This is a genomic window from Acidimangrovimonas sediminis, assembly GCF_002871005.1.
Taxonomy (GTDB): Bacteria; Pseudomonadota; Alphaproteobacteria; order Rhodobacterales; family Rhodobacteraceae; genus Acidimangrovimonas; species Acidimangrovimonas sediminis.
The window spans coordinates 79,240-94,049 of sequence record NZ_PHSN01000004.1 but is presented as its reverse complement, the minus strand read 5'-3'; the positions used below and the strand labels follow the sequence as shown (position 1 = coordinate 94,049).

Annotated in this window: 13 protein-coding genes; 4 read left to right on the top strand and 9 right to left on the bottom strand. The window is 69.1% G+C overall.

The genetic code is table 11. The features are described 5' to 3' along the window. Positions 1-54: 54 nt before the first annotated feature. The 5 genes from CVV76_RS02660 to CVV76_RS02640 all read right to left on the bottom strand — a co-directional run bounded on the left by CVV76_RS02660 (position 55) and on the right by CVV76_RS02640 (position 6,166). Positions 55-837: a crotonase/enoyl-CoA hydratase family protein gene (locus tag CVV76_RS02660; RefSeq protein ID WP_102223080.1), complete on the bottom strand. Its 783-nt coding sequence runs from the start codon at positions 835-837 to the stop codon at positions 55-57. A 113-nt stretch (positions 838-950) separates the two neighbouring features. Beyond that, positions 951-1,805 carry a hydroxymethylglutaryl-CoA lyase gene (locus CVV76_RS02655; protein WP_102223412.1) on the bottom strand — a complete coding sequence of 285 codons (855 nt, stop codon included), beginning with the start codon at positions 1,803-1,805 and terminating at the stop codon, positions 951-953. A gap of 28 nt (positions 1,806-1,833) precedes the next feature. Further along, complete coding sequence (locus CVV76_RS02650; protein WP_102223079.1) at positions 1,834-2,487, bottom strand: glutathione S-transferase family protein; 654 nt, start codon at positions 2,485-2,487, stop codon at positions 1,834-1,836. Further along, entirely contained in the window at positions 2,484-4,424 is a 1,941-nt protein-coding gene (locus CVV76_RS02645) for an acetyl/propionyl/methylcrotonyl-CoA carboxylase subunit alpha (RefSeq protein ID WP_102223078.1), read from the bottom strand. The genes CVV76_RS02650 and CVV76_RS02645 overlap by 4 nt, the downstream gene beginning before the upstream one ends. A 137-nt stretch (positions 4,425-4,561) precedes the next feature. Continuing rightward, a complete protein-coding gene (locus tag CVV76_RS02640) occupies positions 4,562-6,166 on the bottom strand; it encodes a carboxyl transferase domain-containing protein (RefSeq protein ID WP_102223077.1) in 1,605 nt (534 codons plus the stop codon). A gap of 146 nt (positions 6,167-6,312) precedes the next feature. Between CVV76_RS02640 and CVV76_RS02635 the strand changes: the two genes are divergently transcribed. Further along, complete coding sequence (locus CVV76_RS02635; RefSeq protein WP_102223411.1) at positions 6,313-6,915, top strand: OmpW/AlkL family protein; 603 nt, start codon at positions 6,313-6,315, stop codon at positions 6,913-6,915. A gap of 173 nt (positions 6,916-7,088) precedes the next feature. Here the strand turns inward: CVV76_RS02635 and CVV76_RS02630 are convergent, their stop codons facing one another. From CVV76_RS02630 to CVV76_RS02615, 4 genes are all read right to left on the bottom strand, one after another. Continuing rightward, on the bottom strand, positions 7,089-7,553 hold the full coding sequence (locus tag CVV76_RS02630; RefSeq protein WP_102223076.1) for a lysozyme inhibitor LprI family protein: 465 nt from the start codon (positions 7,551-7,553) through the stop codon (positions 7,089-7,091). After that, positions 7,550-8,713, bottom strand: a complete 1,164-nt coding sequence (locus CVV76_RS02625; RefSeq protein ID WP_102223075.1) for an isovaleryl-CoA dehydrogenase — start codon at positions 8,711-8,713, stop codon at positions 7,550-7,552. The genes CVV76_RS02630 and CVV76_RS02625 overlap by 4 nt, the downstream gene beginning before the upstream one ends. A gap of 193 nt (positions 8,714-8,906) precedes the next feature. After that, positions 8,907-10,106: a DegT/DnrJ/EryC1/StrS family aminotransferase gene (locus tag CVV76_RS02620; protein ID WP_102223410.1), complete on the bottom strand. Its 1,200-nt coding sequence runs from the start codon at positions 10,104-10,106 to the stop codon at positions 8,907-8,909. Positions 10,107-10,185: 79 nt separating this feature from the next. Further along, positions 10,186-10,857 carry an HAD hydrolase-like protein gene (locus CVV76_RS02615; RefSeq protein ID WP_102223074.1) on the bottom strand — a complete coding sequence of 224 codons (672 nt, stop codon included), beginning with the start codon at positions 10,855-10,857 and terminating at the stop codon, positions 10,186-10,188. A gap of 100 nt (positions 10,858-10,957) precedes the next feature. On the opposite strand from CVV76_RS02615, the gene glmU reads away from it, so the two are divergent. Genes glmU through CVV76_RS02600 form a run of 3 tightly spaced genes read left to right on the top strand, consistent with a single transcriptional unit; the run spans position 10,958 to position 14,803 of the window. Further along, on the top strand, positions 10,958-12,307 hold the full coding sequence (gene glmU / locus CVV76_RS02610) for a bifunctional UDP-N-acetylglucosamine diphosphorylase/glucosamine-1-phosphate N-acetyltransferase GlmU (RefSeq protein WP_102223073.1): 1,350 nt from the start codon (positions 10,958-10,960) through the stop codon (positions 12,305-12,307). A gap of 1 nt (position 12,308) precedes the next feature. Beyond that, on the top strand, positions 12,309-14,129 hold the full coding sequence (gene glmS / locus CVV76_RS02605) for a glutamine--fructose-6-phosphate transaminase (isomerizing) (protein ID WP_102223072.1): 1,821 nt from the start codon (positions 12,309-12,311) through the stop codon (positions 14,127-14,129). Next, positions 14,126-14,803: a DNA alkylation repair protein gene (locus CVV76_RS02600; protein ID WP_102223071.1), complete on the top strand. Its 678-nt coding sequence runs from the start codon at positions 14,126-14,128 to the stop codon at positions 14,801-14,803. The genes glmS and CVV76_RS02600 overlap by 4 nt, the downstream gene beginning before the upstream one ends. Positions 14,804-14,810 lie beyond the last annotated feature (7 nt).

Genomic DNA, 14,810 nt, shown 5'->3' with positions numbered 1-14,810 from the left:
GAAAGCCACGGCCCAGGCTCCATATCCGCCCCGGGCGCATGTGGGGCCGCCAGGTTACCGCGCCCAGCCGGGCTTGTCGCGGGCGAAGAAGGCGGCGATCCCCTCCTCCGCCTCGGCGCTTTCCCAGCGCGCGACCAGCGCCGCGATCGACGCCTCGATCTCCGCGCGCCCGATCGGCGGGCCAAGCCGCCGCGCCAGCGCCTTGGCCTCGGCCACCGCGCCGGGCGCGCAGGAGAGATAGGGCACCACCTCGGCCTCGATCGCGGCATCCAGACCCTCCGGCGGTAAGGCCTGCGCAAGCAGCCCCAGCGTCACCGCCTCCTCGGCGCCGAAAAGCCGCGCCGACATGAAGACGCGCCGCGCCATCGCCTCGCCCATACGCGCGATCACGTAGGGCCCGATGGTGGCCGGGATCAGGCCCAGCCGGGTTTCCGTCAGCCCGAACTTTGCACCCGTCGCCCCGATCGCCACGTCGCAGACCGACATCATGCCGATGCCGCCGCCGAAGGCCTGACCCTGCACCCGCCCGATCAACGGTTTCGGCATCTCGTTGAGGGCGTTGAGCATCCAGGCCAGCCGGCCCGCCTCCTCGGCGCGGGTCGCGGGATCGGCCGCCATCTGCGCCTTCATCCAGCCCAGGTCGCCCCCGGCACAGAAGCTTGGCCCCGCCCCCGTCAGCACGACCACCCGCACCGCCGGATCGCGGCCAAGTGCGCCCGCCGCATCGGTCAGCTCGGCCATCATCGGGGCGGAAAGCGCGTTGTGCTTCTCGCCCCGGTCCAGCGTCAAAGTGGCGACGCCGCGCGCATCCGTCTCGATCCGGATCGTCTCGTACATGTCCATCCTCCCGTCCGTCTTGGCCCGCGCCAAATTTCTTCGAAGAAATTTGCTAGGATTTTCGAAAATCCTTGCCGTGCCCCGTTCATCTCGGCCCGCTCATCCCGTCTCGTTCACCCGGCCCGCATCCCGCGCGCCATCTCCGCCGCCCGGGCGATCACGCCCAGGTCCAGCCCGGTCTCGTAGCCAAGCGCGGCCAGACGTTCCGCCACCGCCTCGGTCGCCACGTTGCCCTCGGCCCCGGGCGCGTAGGGGCAGCCGCCGAGACCGCCAACCGCCGCATCGAACACCCGCACCCCCAGCACCAGTGAGGCCTCGATATTCGCCAGCGCCCGTTTCGCCGTGTCATGGTAATGCCCCGCAAGGCGCGCGGCCGGCACCTCCTGCAAGACCGCCCCGAGCATTGCCGTCACCGTCTCGGGCCGGCCCTGCCCGATCGTGTCGCCCAGGCTGATCTCATAGCACCCCATGTCGCGCAGCGCCGCCGCCACGCGCGCCACGGCCTCGGGCGGCGTCGGCCCGTCGAACGGGCAATCGGTCACGCAGGAGATGTAGCCCCGCACCGGAACACCGTCGGCCTTTGCCGCCTCGGCCACCGGGGCGAACCGCTCAAGACTCTCGGCAATCGAGCAGTTGAGGTTCGCGCGCGAGAACCCTTCCGAGGCCGAGCCGAAGATAGCCACCTCGTCCGCCCCCGCCGCCCGCGCATCGCGATACCCCCGCAGGTTCGGCGTGAGCGCGGCGTAAGATACCCCCCTCGCCCGCCGGATCCCCGCAAGCACCGCGGCGCTGTCGGCCATCTGCGGCACCCATTTCGGGCTCACGAAGCTTGCCACCTCGATCCGCCGGAAGCCCGCGCCCGACAGCAGATCGACGAGTGCGATCTTCTCGGCCGTCGGGATCTGCCGGGTCTCGTTCTGCAACCCGTCACGCGGGCCCACCTCGAAGATCTCGACATGCTCCTTCACATCATTGGCCATGGCATCAGTCGCATCATCAATCATCGGGCACCTCGTAGAAGTCCTGCGTGTAGATCTCGGCCATGCCGTCGCGCAGGGCCGCCCGCCGGAACGCCGGTCGCGCCTCGAGCCGGGCAAGCCAGCGCGCGACCCGGGGCAGCGCATCGAACCGCACGAAGCGCCGCGCGATCCAGGCACCGTAGCCGATCGCCACATCGACCGCCGAGAAGCCCGAGGCCAGCACGTACTCCCGCCCCTCAAGCACATCCTCGACCGCGCCCAGCACCTTCTCCAGCCGCTTCGCCTCCAGCCGCATCACGGTGGGGCTGCGCATCCAGTCCTCGCGCAGCACGATATGCTGCTGCGTCAGCGCGGCCAGGTGCTGGCCGAGGGTCTCGGCGAAGTGCAGCCATTCAAGCCATTCCGGCCGCTCCTCCTCTCCCGGCTGGCGACCGAAGGGTCCGAAGGTTTCGCACAGGTATTCAAGGATCGCGCCGCTCTCGAACAGGGTGAGCCCGTCGATTTCCAGCGCCGGAACCCGCCCTGCGGGCGAGAGCGCAAGGTATTCGGGCGCCCGCAGCGACTTGTCGAAGAAGCTGTGGGGCACGATTTCGAACGCCAGCCCCATCTCCTCCATCAGCCACAGGACGCGGAATGACCGCGCCTGGGGCACATGGTGAAGCCGGATCACGCCTCCTCCTCCAGCCGCACCAGCGCGGCGCCCGCCTCGACCTGCGCGCCGGCGGCGGCCAGCACCTCGGCCACCACCCCGTCGCGCGCGGCGGTGAGCGTGTGCTCCATCTTCATCGCCTCCAGCACGCAGAGCCGGTCACCCGCGCTCACCGACTGCCCGGCCGCGACGAAGACCGATTTCACCAGCCCCGGCATCGGCGAAAGCGTGACATCGCCGCCCGCCCCGGCCTCGGCGCCCCGCTCCAGCGGATCGACCGGAGCGAAGGCCCAGGCATTGCCCGCGCCGAAGACATGGATCTGACCGCCGGCCGAGACCAGCGCCGGCGCCTTGGCCCCGTCCAGCCACCAGCCGTCGCCGCGCCGCTCGGCGGCCACACGCTGCCCCGCGACCTCGATCATGGCGCCATCGGCGCCGGTGACCGAAAGCAGAGCCCCGACCTCGGCCCCTTCCTGCCGCAGTAGGATGCGACGGGTCAAAGGCGCCCAGAGCGTGACCCCGGCAAGGCGCGCGCCGCCTTCCCACAGCCCCGCCGCGGCAAGTACAGCCGCCGAGATCTCCTGCACCGAGGCCTCGGGCACGGCGGTCAGCGCGTCCAGGTCGCGCTCGATCAGGCCGGTATCCACATCCCCCCGGGCAAAGCCCGCATGCCGGGTGAGCGCACCCAGAAAGGCAAGGTTGGTGACCGACCCGGTGACCCGCGTCTCCCCCAGCGCCCGTGTCATCTGTTGCAGCGCGGCGGCGCGGGTCGGGCCATGGGTGACGATCTTGGCGATCATCGGGTCATACCAGGGGCTGATCGTGTCCCCCGCCCGCACGCCGGTGTCGGCCCGGCAGCCCGGCGCGAATTCCAGATGGGTGAGCGTGCCGGTCGCGGGCAGGAACCCCGCCGGCACGTCCTCGGCGTATAGCCGGGCCTCGAAGGCATGCCCCCGGATCGACAGATCCTCCTGCCGGGCGGGCAAGGCCTCGCCGCTGGCCACGCGCAGTTGCCATTCGACCAGATCGACGCCGGTGATCGCCTCGGTCACCGGATGCTCGACCTGCAGGCGGGTGTTCATCTCCATGAACCAGAACCGGTCGGCCCGCAGGCCCTCCGAGGCGTCGACGATGAACTCGATCGTGCCGGCGCCGGAATAACCGATCGCCTGCGCCGCACGGACCGCCGCCGCGCCCATGGCGACGCGCATCTCGTCGGTCATGCCCGGCGCGGGCGCCTCCTCGATCACCTTCTGATGGCGGCGCTGGAGCGAGCAGTCGCGCTCGAACAGATGCACCGCGTCGGTGCCGTCGCCGAAGACCTGCACCTCGATGTGGCGGGGCTTCTCGACGAATTTCTCGATCAGGACGGCCGGGTTGCCGAAGGCGGTCCTCGCCTCGCCCTGCGCGCTTTCGAGGGCGGCCGCGAACTCCTTCGGCGCGAAGACCTTGCGCATCCCCTTGCCACCGCCGCCCGCCACCGCCTTGATCAGGACGGGATAGCCCACCTTCGAGGCCTCGGCGGCCAGATCCTCCGGGTCCTGTCCGGCCCCGTGGTAGCCCGGCACGACGGGCACGCCCGCCTCCTCCATCAGCGCCTTGGCCGCGTCCTTGAGGCCCATCGCCCGGATCGCTTTCGCCGACGGCCCGATGAAGATGAGCCCGGCGGCCTCCACCGCCTCGACGAAATCGGGGTTCTCGGACAGGAAGCCATAGCCCGGATGGATCCCCTGCGCGCCGGTGGCCCGCGCCGCGGCGATGATCGCGTCCCCCCTGAGGTAGCTGTCCGCCGGCGCCGGACCGCCGATGTTCACGGCTTCGTCGGCCATGGCGACATGACGCGCGTCGCGGTCGGCGTCGGAATAGACGGCGACGGTCGCCACGCCGAGGCGGCGGGCGCTGTCGATTACCCGGCAGGCGATCTCGCCGCGATTGGCGATCAGGATCTTTCGGAACATCACCTGTCTCCTGTGTCTGGCCTCCGGACCGGGGGCTGCCGGCCCCCGGACCCCCCGGGGATATTTGAGAGCAGAAAGGAAGCACGACCGCGTTCACACTTTCTGCTCTTAAATATCCCCGCCGGAGGCGAAAAACTTTACATCCGGAACACGCCGAAGCGGGTCGGTTCGATCGGGGCGCAGAGGCTGGCGGAAAGCGACAGCGCCAGCACCTGCCGCGTCTTGCGCGGGTCGACGATGCCGTCGTCCCAGAGCCGGGCCGAGGCGTAGAGCGGGTGCGACTGGCGCTGGAACATCTCGATCGTGGGCTGCTTGAAGGCGGCCTCCTCCTCGGCCGACCAGGTGCCGCCCTTGCGTTCGATCCCGTCGCGGCGGACGGTGGCCAGCACCCCGGCGGCCTGTTCGCCACCCATCACGGAGATCCGCGAATTGGGCCAGGTCCAGAGGAAGCGGGGCGAATAGGCGCGGCCCGCCATGCCGTAATTGCCCGCGCCGAAGGAGCCGCCGACCAGCATCGTGATCTTGGGCACATTCGTCGTGGCCACCGCCGTCACCATCTTGGCGCCGTGGCGGGCGATCCCCTCGTTCTCGTATTTCCGGCCCACCATGAAGCCGGTGATGTTCTGCAGGAAGACCAGTGGTACATTGCGCTGCGAGCAGAGTTCGACGAAATGCGCGCCCTTCACGGCGCTTTCCGAGAACAGCACGCCGTTGTTCGCGACGATCCCCACCGGGCAGCCCATGACGTGGGCGAAGCCCGTCACCAGCGTCTCGCCGAAGCGCGGCTTGAACTCGTCGAAGCGGGAGCCGTCGACCACCCGGGCGATCACCTCGCGGATGTCGTAGGGGGTGGTCAGTGCCGATGGCACGACGCCGAGGATCTCGTCGGGGTCGTAGGCCGGCTCTTCCGGGCTTTGCCACACCACCGTCTCGGGTTTGCGGCGGTTCAGGGAGGCGACCGCGCGGCGCGCGAGCGCCAGCGCGTGGGCGTCATCCTCGGCGAGATAATCCGCGACGCCCGAAAGCCGTGTGTGGACGTCGCCGCCGCCGAGATCCTCGGCGCTGACGACCTCGCCCGTCGCGGCCTTCACCAGCGGCGGCCCGGCGAGGAAGATCGTGCCCTGATCGCGCACGATGATGGTGACGTCGGACATGGCGGGCACATAGGCGCCGCCCGCGGTACACGACCCCATCACCACGGCGATCTGCGCGATGCCCTTCGCGCTCATCCGGGCCTGGTTGTAGAAGATGCGGCCGAAATGGTCGCGGTCGGGAAACACCTCGTCCTGGTTCGGCAGGTTGGCGCCGCCCGAATCCACGAGATAGATGCAGGGCAGATGGCATTCCTCGGCGATCTCCTGCGCGCGGAGGTGCTTTTTCACGCTCATCGGGTAATAGGTGCCGCCCTTCACCGTGGCATCGTTGGCCAGCACCATCACCTCTTGCCCCTGCACCCGGCCCACCCCGGCGATCACCCCCGCGCAGGGGGCCGCGCCGTCATAGAGACCATGGGCGGCGGTGGCGCCGATCTCGAGGAACGGCGATCCCGGATCGAGAAGGTCGGCGACCCGTTCCCGCGGGGGGAGCTTGCCGCGGCCCACGTGACGTTCCAGCGCGGCAGCCCCTCCCCCGGCGGCGGCCATCGCGGCGGCCTCGGCCACATCGGCGAGCATCGCCTCATGCGCGGCCACGTTGGCGCGGAAATCTTCCGAGGATGGCAGGGCGGCTGAGGTCAGGCGCATGAGCGGGCCTCCGTATCCGGGATGTGGGGCCTGCGACAGCCGGTCGCGGCACGACGTTGCAAAACTTGATTTGCGTCAAGGTCTTGTTGCGCGCGGAGGCAGAGGGTCTGCGGCATCAGACTTACGAGGAACAGAAGATGAAACCCGTGACCACCGCCCTCTCCGCCCTCGCCCTCGCGGCGTTTGCCCTGCCCCTTGCCGCGCCGGTGCAGGCGCAGCCCCAGGGGGCGATCACCTTTGGCCTGGGCCTCGGCGACGTGGCGCCGAAGTCGGACAACGGCACGCTCCTGGGGGCGCCGGTGACGGTCGACAACAACATCCAGCCGACCTTCACCCTTGAATATTTCGTCCGCAACAACCTGGGGATCGAACTTCTGGCCGCGACGCCGTTCAAGCACAACGTCAACCTCGCGGGCACCAAGATCGGCACGGTCAAGCATCTGCCGCCGACCCTGACGCTGAACTACTACTTCGACACTGGAAGCAAGTTCACGCCCTTCCTCGGCGCGGGCGTCAACTACACCTTCATCTACAGCGAGAAGACCCCGGTCGCCGGGCTGAACATCAAGAATACCATGGGCATCGCCCTGCACGCCGGCGTCGATTACGCGATCGACGACCGCAACGCGATCCGCGCCGACCTGCGCTATATCCGCATCAAGCCGGATGTCGAGGTGAACGGCACCAAGATCGGCTCGCTCGACCTGTCGCCGATGGTCTACGGGATTTCCTGGGTCCACCGCTTCTGAGCGGCCCTGCGGCGGACAGGAAACGGGGGGGCGGGCCTGTCCTGCCCCCCTTGCCATTTCGGCCGGGGCCGGTGCCGGGGCCGGGGCCAAGGTCGGAGACATGATCCCCGGGATCCATGCCGTTGCGTGCCGCACCCCGCCGCGGCTGCCCCCGTCTGCGCCCTGCCCGGATCTCACCGCGTCTCTCCCATGTCGCGCAGCTCGATCGCGCGCGCGGCGGTCATCACCATCATGCAATTCGCCGCCGCGATGCCGCGCATGGAGCCGTTGCCCCAACGGGCATAGTCGAGTGCGCATTGCGCATCGCGAAACCCGATCCAGGCGCGCTGGGTCTTGACCAGAGCCTCGGGCAAACCATTGCCCTGCTTGCGAAAGCCCGCGCGCAGCTTCTTGTAGCCACGGTTCAGGAGGGTATCCCAGACGGCGGTTTCCTTGCCGATGCAGGTGACGATGCCGACCGTGGTATCCCCGCCCGGCAGTGTCTGGCAGGCGTTCGAGGCGGCGCCCAGGCATTTCGGTGCGGTCTCTCCCGGCAGGGCCGAGGCGTAGCATGCCTCGACCGTTCGCGGCGCGACGCTGAGGCCGTCGGCAAGCGCGGGGCCCGGCAGGAGGGCAAGGATCAGAAGAAGTCGCCTCACGCCGTGGCCCCCATCAGCTCCCGCCCGATCAGCATGCGGCGGATCTCGGACGTGCCCGCCCCGATCTCCATCAGCTTGGCGTCGCGCATCAGCCGGCTGACGGTGGAATCGTTCAGGAACCCCGCTCCGCCCATCGCCTGCACCGCCTGGTGCGCCTGCACCATCGCCTGCTCGGACGCATAAAGGACACAGCCCGCCGCATCCTGCCGTGTGACCTCGCCCCGGTCGCAGGCCCTCGCCGTCTCGTAGACATAGGCCCGCGCGGTGTTCATCGCGACGTACATGTCCGCGATCTTGCCCTGCATCAGCTGGAAATCCCCGATCTTCTGGCCGAACTGGCGGCGCTCATGCAGGTAGGGCATCACCTCGTCGAGGCAGGCCGCCATGATCCCCGTGCCGATCCCCGAGAGCACCACCCGTTCGTAATCGAGCCCCGACATCAGGACGCGCACCCCGCGCCCCTCCTCGCCCAGCACGTTCTCGAACGGCACCTCGCAATCGTCGAAGATCAGTTCCGCCGTGTTAGACCCCCGCATCCCCATCTTGTCGAAATGCGGCGAGGTGGAAAAACCCTTCATCGTCTTCTCGACGAGGAAGGCCGTGATGCCCTTCGACCCGGCCTCGGGGTCGGTCTTGGCATAGACGACAAGGGTGTCGGCATCCGGGCCGTTGGTGATCCAGTACTTGGTGCCGTTCAGGACGTACCGGTCGTTCCTCTTCTCGGCGCGGAGCTTCATCCCCACCACGTCGGACCCGGCGCCGGCCTCGGACATCGCCAGCGCGCCGACATGTTCGCCCGAGATCAGGCCCGGCAGATACTTGCGTTTCTGCGCCTCGGTCCCGTTGAGCTTGATCTGATTGACGCAGAGGTTCGAATGCGCCCCGTAGGACAACGAGACGCTGGCCGAGGCGCGCGCAATCTCTTCCGTCGCGATGACATGGGCGAGGTAGCCCATCCCCGCGCCGCCGAATTCCTCGGGCACGGTGATGCCCAGAAGGCCAAGCTCGCCCATCTCCTGCCAGAGTTCGGCCGGAAAGACGTTGTCGCGGTCGACCGTGGCCGCCATCGGCTTGACGCGCTCCTGCGCCCAGCGGTGGACCATCTCGCGCAGGGCGTCGATGTCCTCGCCCAGATCGAAACGCATGGACGCGGTGAACATGGCGGCCTCCTCCCGCTTTATTGAACACTTGTTCATTTCGTAGCGGGGTGTACGAGTCGGGTCAAGCGGGTCGCATCCGGCAGGCCGGGTTTGCGTATTTGGGGAACAATGAAAGGGAGTGCCTGCGCACGGCACGCGGTGGCGTTTCCCGCCGCGCGCAGGGGGCGTTTCGACCGAGCCCGCCCTGCCCGGGTCAGCCGGACTGGAAGACCGTGGAGACCTCGGCCCGCACGATCCGGGCGATCAGGGCGCAATCGCCAAGGCTGAAGGTCAGCGGCAACCGCATGTCCATCAGCCCCGCCAGCACCGCATCCGTTCCAGGCAGGCGCTCCGGCGCGGCGTAATGCCAGCTGTCGTAGCGCGAGGTGAAGGCCACGGGCTCGGGCGCGCCGAACCATTTCAGCTCCACCCCCCGGGCGGCGGCGCGGCGGATCACCTCGCCGATCCGATCGGCCTCCCAGCCGTCGAGCCGGAACTGGAACGAGGAGCCCACGAACGCCTCGGCCTCGGGCCGCTCGATCAGCGCAAGGCCCGGGGTGCCGCGCAAGCCGTACTCGACCGCCCGGTAGCGCGCGGTCCAGTCCGCGCATTGATCCGCCAGCCGCGCCAGCTGCGGGCGCAGGATCGCCGCACGCAGGTTGTCCATCCGGCCCGAGACATTGGGGGTCCGGTAGCGCAGATCGGCAAAGGCCTCGGGCGGCGGCGCCGCGCGGTGGCGCCCATAGAGCATGTAGCTGCCCGACAGCAGGATCGCGCGCGCCATCAGCCCGGGATCGTCGGAGGTCAGGAACCCGCCCTCTCCCGAGTTCAGGTGCTTGTAGGTCTGGGTCGAATAGCACGCGATCACCCCGTGCCGCCCCGACGGTATGCCGCGCCAGCGCGCGCCCATCGTATGCGCGCAATCCTCGACGATCTTCAGCCCGAGATCCGCACAGAGCGCGACCAGCCGGTCCATGTCGCAGACATGTCCCCGCATGTGGCTGAGCATCAGGACCCGCGCCCCGGTCTCGCGCGCCCGCTGGGCGAGGTGATCCATGTCGATCGTCAGGTCGGGCAGCGTCTCGACGAAGACCGGCCGCGCGCCGAGCGCGGCGATCGCCCCCGGCACCGGGGCAAGCGTGAAGGCATTGGTCAGCACCGCCTCGCCCGCGCTGACCCCGAGCGCGCGCAGGGCACACCCCAGCGCATATCCACCCGACGCCACGGCCAGCGCATAGCGCGCCCCGGTGACGGCGGCGAATTCCTCCTCCAGCGCGGCGACCTCGCCCACCTCGCCCGGCACCGTGTTGTAGCGATGCAGGCGGCCGTGGCGCATCACCGCGACGGCAGCCTCGATCGCAGCCTCGGGGATCGGCTCCTGCTGGGTGAAGCTGCCGGTGAAGACCTCGGGCATCCCGGCGGGCGCGGTGTCGGTGGCGGTCTCGGTGGCAGTGTCAGGCACGGGCCCGGGGGTCGCTTCGGGAAGGTCCATCTCAGCCCTCCGCCAGCAGGCGCTCGGCCAGGTCGGGCAGGCCGTCGAAATGGTCGAGCAGCGCATCGGGCGCGAAGCGGTCCACCCCGCGCCCCTCGGGCCCGAAGGTCACGAGGGCGATCGGCACCCCGACCGCCCGGGCCGTCTTGTAATCGGTCTCCGTGTCGCCGACGAGGAAGGACCGCCCAAGTTCGCCCCCCGCGCGCTCCACCGCGGCATGGTAGGGCGCGGGGTCGGGCTTGCGCGTGCTCAGCGTATCCGCCCCCACGAGCGAGGCGAAGAGCCCCCGCACCCCGAGCCGCGACAGCAGATCCTCGGCCAGCGCGGCGGGTTTGTTGGTGCAGATCGCGGTGGCATAGCCCATGGAATGCAGCGTCTCCACCGCGCGCTCGGCCCCGGGGTAAAGCCGGGTGTGCCGGTCGATATCGGCGGCGTAGGCCTCCAGAAGACGGGGATATTGCGCGTCGACCTCGGCCTCGGTCCAGTCGTCGCCGATCCGCGAGAACCCCAGCCTTAGCATCGCCCTCCCGCCATGGAAGGCGGTCAGCGCATCCGCCACCGGATCCAGCCGGTCGCCCGCGCCGAGGTCGCGGAAACAGGCGTTCGCCGCGGCGATCAGGTCGGCCGACGTATCGGCCAGCGTGCCGTCGAGATCCAGAACCACCAGACGCATGACACCCCCTGAAACATCCCGTAAGCTTCTTTGAAGCCGCGTCCCTTGCGGCCCCGTGGCCTTTGGGTAGAACGGGCGGAACCGGAAGGAAAGGCCAGACATGCCCGTCACCCTCATCATCCTCGCCGCAGGCCAGGGAACCCGCATGAATTCCGACCTGCCCAAGGTCCTGCACCGCATCGGCGGCGCGCCGTTGCTGGCCCATGCGTTGGCCGCCGGGAGCGCCCTCGGGCCCGAGAAGGTGGTCGTCGTGACCGGCCATGGCGGCGCCGAGGTGGCCGCCGCGGCGCGCGAGGCCGACCCCGAGGTCCGCGTGGTCGCGCAGGCCGAACAGCTGGGCACGGCCCACGCGGTGGCGCAGGCGCTGCCCGAACTTCAGGGCATGACCGGCGATGCGCTGGTGCTTTATGGCGATACGCCGTTGATCCGGCCCGAAACCCTCGAGGCGCTCCGCGAGGCGCGGGCCCGGCATGCGGTCGTCGTGCTGGGCTTCGAGGCGGCCGATCCGGGCCGCTACGGTCGGCTGGTGACCGCCGGGGACCGGCTGGAGCGGATCGTCGAATTCAAGGACGCGACAGATGAAGAGCGCGACATAACGCTTTGCAACAGCGGCGTTCTTTGCGCCGACGCCGGGCTTCTGGCAGAACTTGTCGCGGCCGTGGGCAACGACAATGCCGCGGGGGAATACTACCTGACCGACGTGATCGGGCTGGCGGTGCAGCGCGGCCTGTCGGCCGGCGTCGTGACCTGCGCGGAGGCCGAGACCATGGGCGTCAACACCCGGTCCGAGCTTGCCGCCGCCGAGGCCGCTTTCCAGGCCCGGGCCCGGGACGAGGCGCTGGAGAACGGCGTGACGCTGACCGCGCCCGAGACGGTGTTCTTCGCCCTCGACACGATCGTCGGGCGCGATGCGGTGATCGGGCCGAACGTCGTCTTCGGCCCCGGCGTCACCATCGAGTCGGGCGCCGAGATCCGCCCCTTCACCCATCTCGAGGGCTGCCACGTCAGCCGCGGCGCGACCGTCGGCCCCTTCGCCCGGTTGCGCACCGGGGCGGAACTGGCCGAAGACGTGCATGTCGGCAACTTCGTCGAGATCAAGAACGCGATCCTCGACGAAGGCGTGAAGGTGGGCCACCTGACCTACCTCGGCGATGCCGAGATCGGCGAGCGCACCAATATCGGTGCGGGAACGATTACATGCAATTACGACGGGGTCTTCAAGCATCGCACGAAGATCGGCGCGCGGGTGTTCATCGGCTCCGACACCATGCTGGTGGCGCCGGTGCGGATCGGCGACGACGCGATGACGGCGACCGGATCGGTGGTGACGGCCGACGTGCCCGAGGGCGCGATGGTGGTTGCCCGCGCACGCCAGGAGGTGAAGCCGGGCTTTGCCACCAGGTTCTTCGAACGCCTTCGGGCACAGAAAGCCGCGAAAGGGGGAAAATAACATGTGCGGGATCGTCGGCGTTCTGGGCCAGCACGAAGTTGGGCCCATCCTTGTCGAGGCGCTGAAGCGGCTGGAATATCGAGGCTATGACAGTGCCGGGATCGCCACCGTGAACGGCGGCCGGCTGGACCGGCGCCGCGCCATCGGCAAGCTTGCCAACCTGTCCGACCTGCTGGTGCACGAGCCGCTCGCCGGGAAGGCCGGGATCGGCCACACCCGCTGGGCCACCCACGGCGCGCCCACGGTCGCCAATGCCCACCCCCACCGGGCCGGCAAGGTGGCCGTCGTTCATAACGGAATCATAGAGAATTTCAGGGAGTTGCGGCAAGAGCTTGAAGCTGTCGGCCTGATCCCGGAGACCGAGACCGACACCGAGACGATCGTGCTTCTGACCCGCCACTACATGGATCAGGGCCAGGATCCGCGGACCGCCGCGGCCAGCACTCTGGGGCGCCTCAAGGGGGCTTTCGCGCTGTGCTTCCTGTTCGAGGGCGAGGACGACCTTATGATCGCCGCGCGCCGCGGCAGCCCGCTGGCGATCGGCCATGGCGACGGCGAGATGTACGTCGGTTCGGACGCGATCGCGCTGGCGCCGCTGACCGACCGGATCACCTATCTCGAAGAAGGCGACCGGGCCGAGGTGACGCGCGCGGGCGTGGTGATCTTCGATGCCGCCGGACGTCTGGCGAACCGGGCAGAGACCCGGATCGAGCGCGAGGCGACGCGGGTCGAGAAGGCCGGCTACAAGCACTTCATGGCCAAGGAGATCGCCGAGCAGCCGGTGGTGATCGCCGATGCGCTGCGCCACTACCTCGCCCAGGGGGGCACCGCGCTCTCGCTGCCCGAAGAGATTGATTTCACGGGGGTGGACCGGATCAGCCTGGTCGCCTGCGGCACCGCCTACTATGCGTGTTCTGTGGCGAAATACTGGTTTGAGCAGATCGCCGGCTTGCCGGTCGACGTGGATATCGCGTCGGAGTTCCGCTACCGCGAACCGCCGCTGTCGCCAACGTCCTGGGCGCTGTTCGTCAGCCAGTCGGGCGAAACGGCCGACACGCTGGCGGCGCTCCGCCACGCCCATGAGCAGGTCGCCAAGGTGGTGTCGGTCGTCAACGTCGCGACCTCCTCCATCGCGCGGGAATCCGACGTGGCGCTCCCCAGCCTTGCAGGGGTGGAGGTCGGCGTGGCCTCGACCAAGGCCTTCACCTGCCAGCTGACGGTTCTGGCGGTGCTGGCGCTGAAGGCGGGCGTCGACCGAGGCCGGCTCGATCCCGGCGCGCTGGCGCGCCACCTGTCGTCGCTGGCGAGCCTGCCGGGACTGATGAACCACGCCCTGGGGCTGGAGAGCGAGATCGCCACCATCGCCGGTCAGCTTTCCGAGGCGCAGGACGTTCTGTTCCTCGGCCGAGGGCCGATGTTCCCGCTGGCTCTTGAGGGGGCGCTTAAGCTCAAGGAAATCAGCTATATACATGCCGAAGGTTATGCGTCAGGCGAACTCAAGCACGGGCCGATCGCGCTGATCGATTCCCATGTGCCGGTGATCGTGATGGCGCCGCGTGACGGGCTGTTCGACAAGACCGTGTCGAACATGCAGGAGGTGATGGCGCGCCATGGGCAGGTTCTGCTGATCTCGGATGCCGGGGGCATCGCCGAGGGCGGTACCGGCGTCTGGAACAGCCTGACGCTGCCCACGGCAGATCCCTTCGTCGCGCCGATCCTCTTCGCCCTGCCGGCGCAGATGCTGGCCTATCACACGGCCATCGCCAAGGGGACCGACGTCGACCAGCCGCGCAACCTGGCCAAGTCGGTGACGGTGGAATGACCCCAGCCGAGGCACTGGCTGAGCTGGAGATGCGTGGCGATGCCGAACGCGCCGCCGGTGCTGCGGCCTATCACAAGGCCCCCCGTCGCTACCTGGGTGTGCCGGTTCCGGAAATCGACGCCTTGTCAAAGCAGTGGCGGCCGGAATTGACGCTGGATGAGCGGGTCGCCCTGGCCGACGGCCTGTGGCAAAGCGATGTACACGAGGCCCGGGTCGCCGCCGCGCGTCTGCTGACGCAGGCACGGATCCGGCCGGACGATGCGGTATGGGCGCTGATCGTCTCGTGGGTGCCACAGCTGGACGCTTGGGCGATCGCCGATCATGCGGCACAGGCGGGCTCCCGCCGGCTGGTGGCCGATCCCGCGCGGCTCGACCTTGTCGAGACCTGGCTCGATTCTCCCATCCTCTGGACCCGCCGGGCGGCATTGGTGTTCACCCTGCCGTGGACCAAGCTTACCCATCCCAAACCCGCCGAGATCGCGGCGCGCGAGCGTATTCTTGGCTGGGCCGCCCGGCTGGGATCCGAGCGGCCCAGCTGGTTCGAACAGAAGGCGGTGGCCTGGTGGCTGCGCGATCTGTCGCGGCACGACCCGGATCGGGTTCGCGCCTTTCTGGACGCGCATGGCGACGCACTGAAACCCTTCGCCCGCAAGGAAGCGGAAAAATACCTGTAAGTGCGGT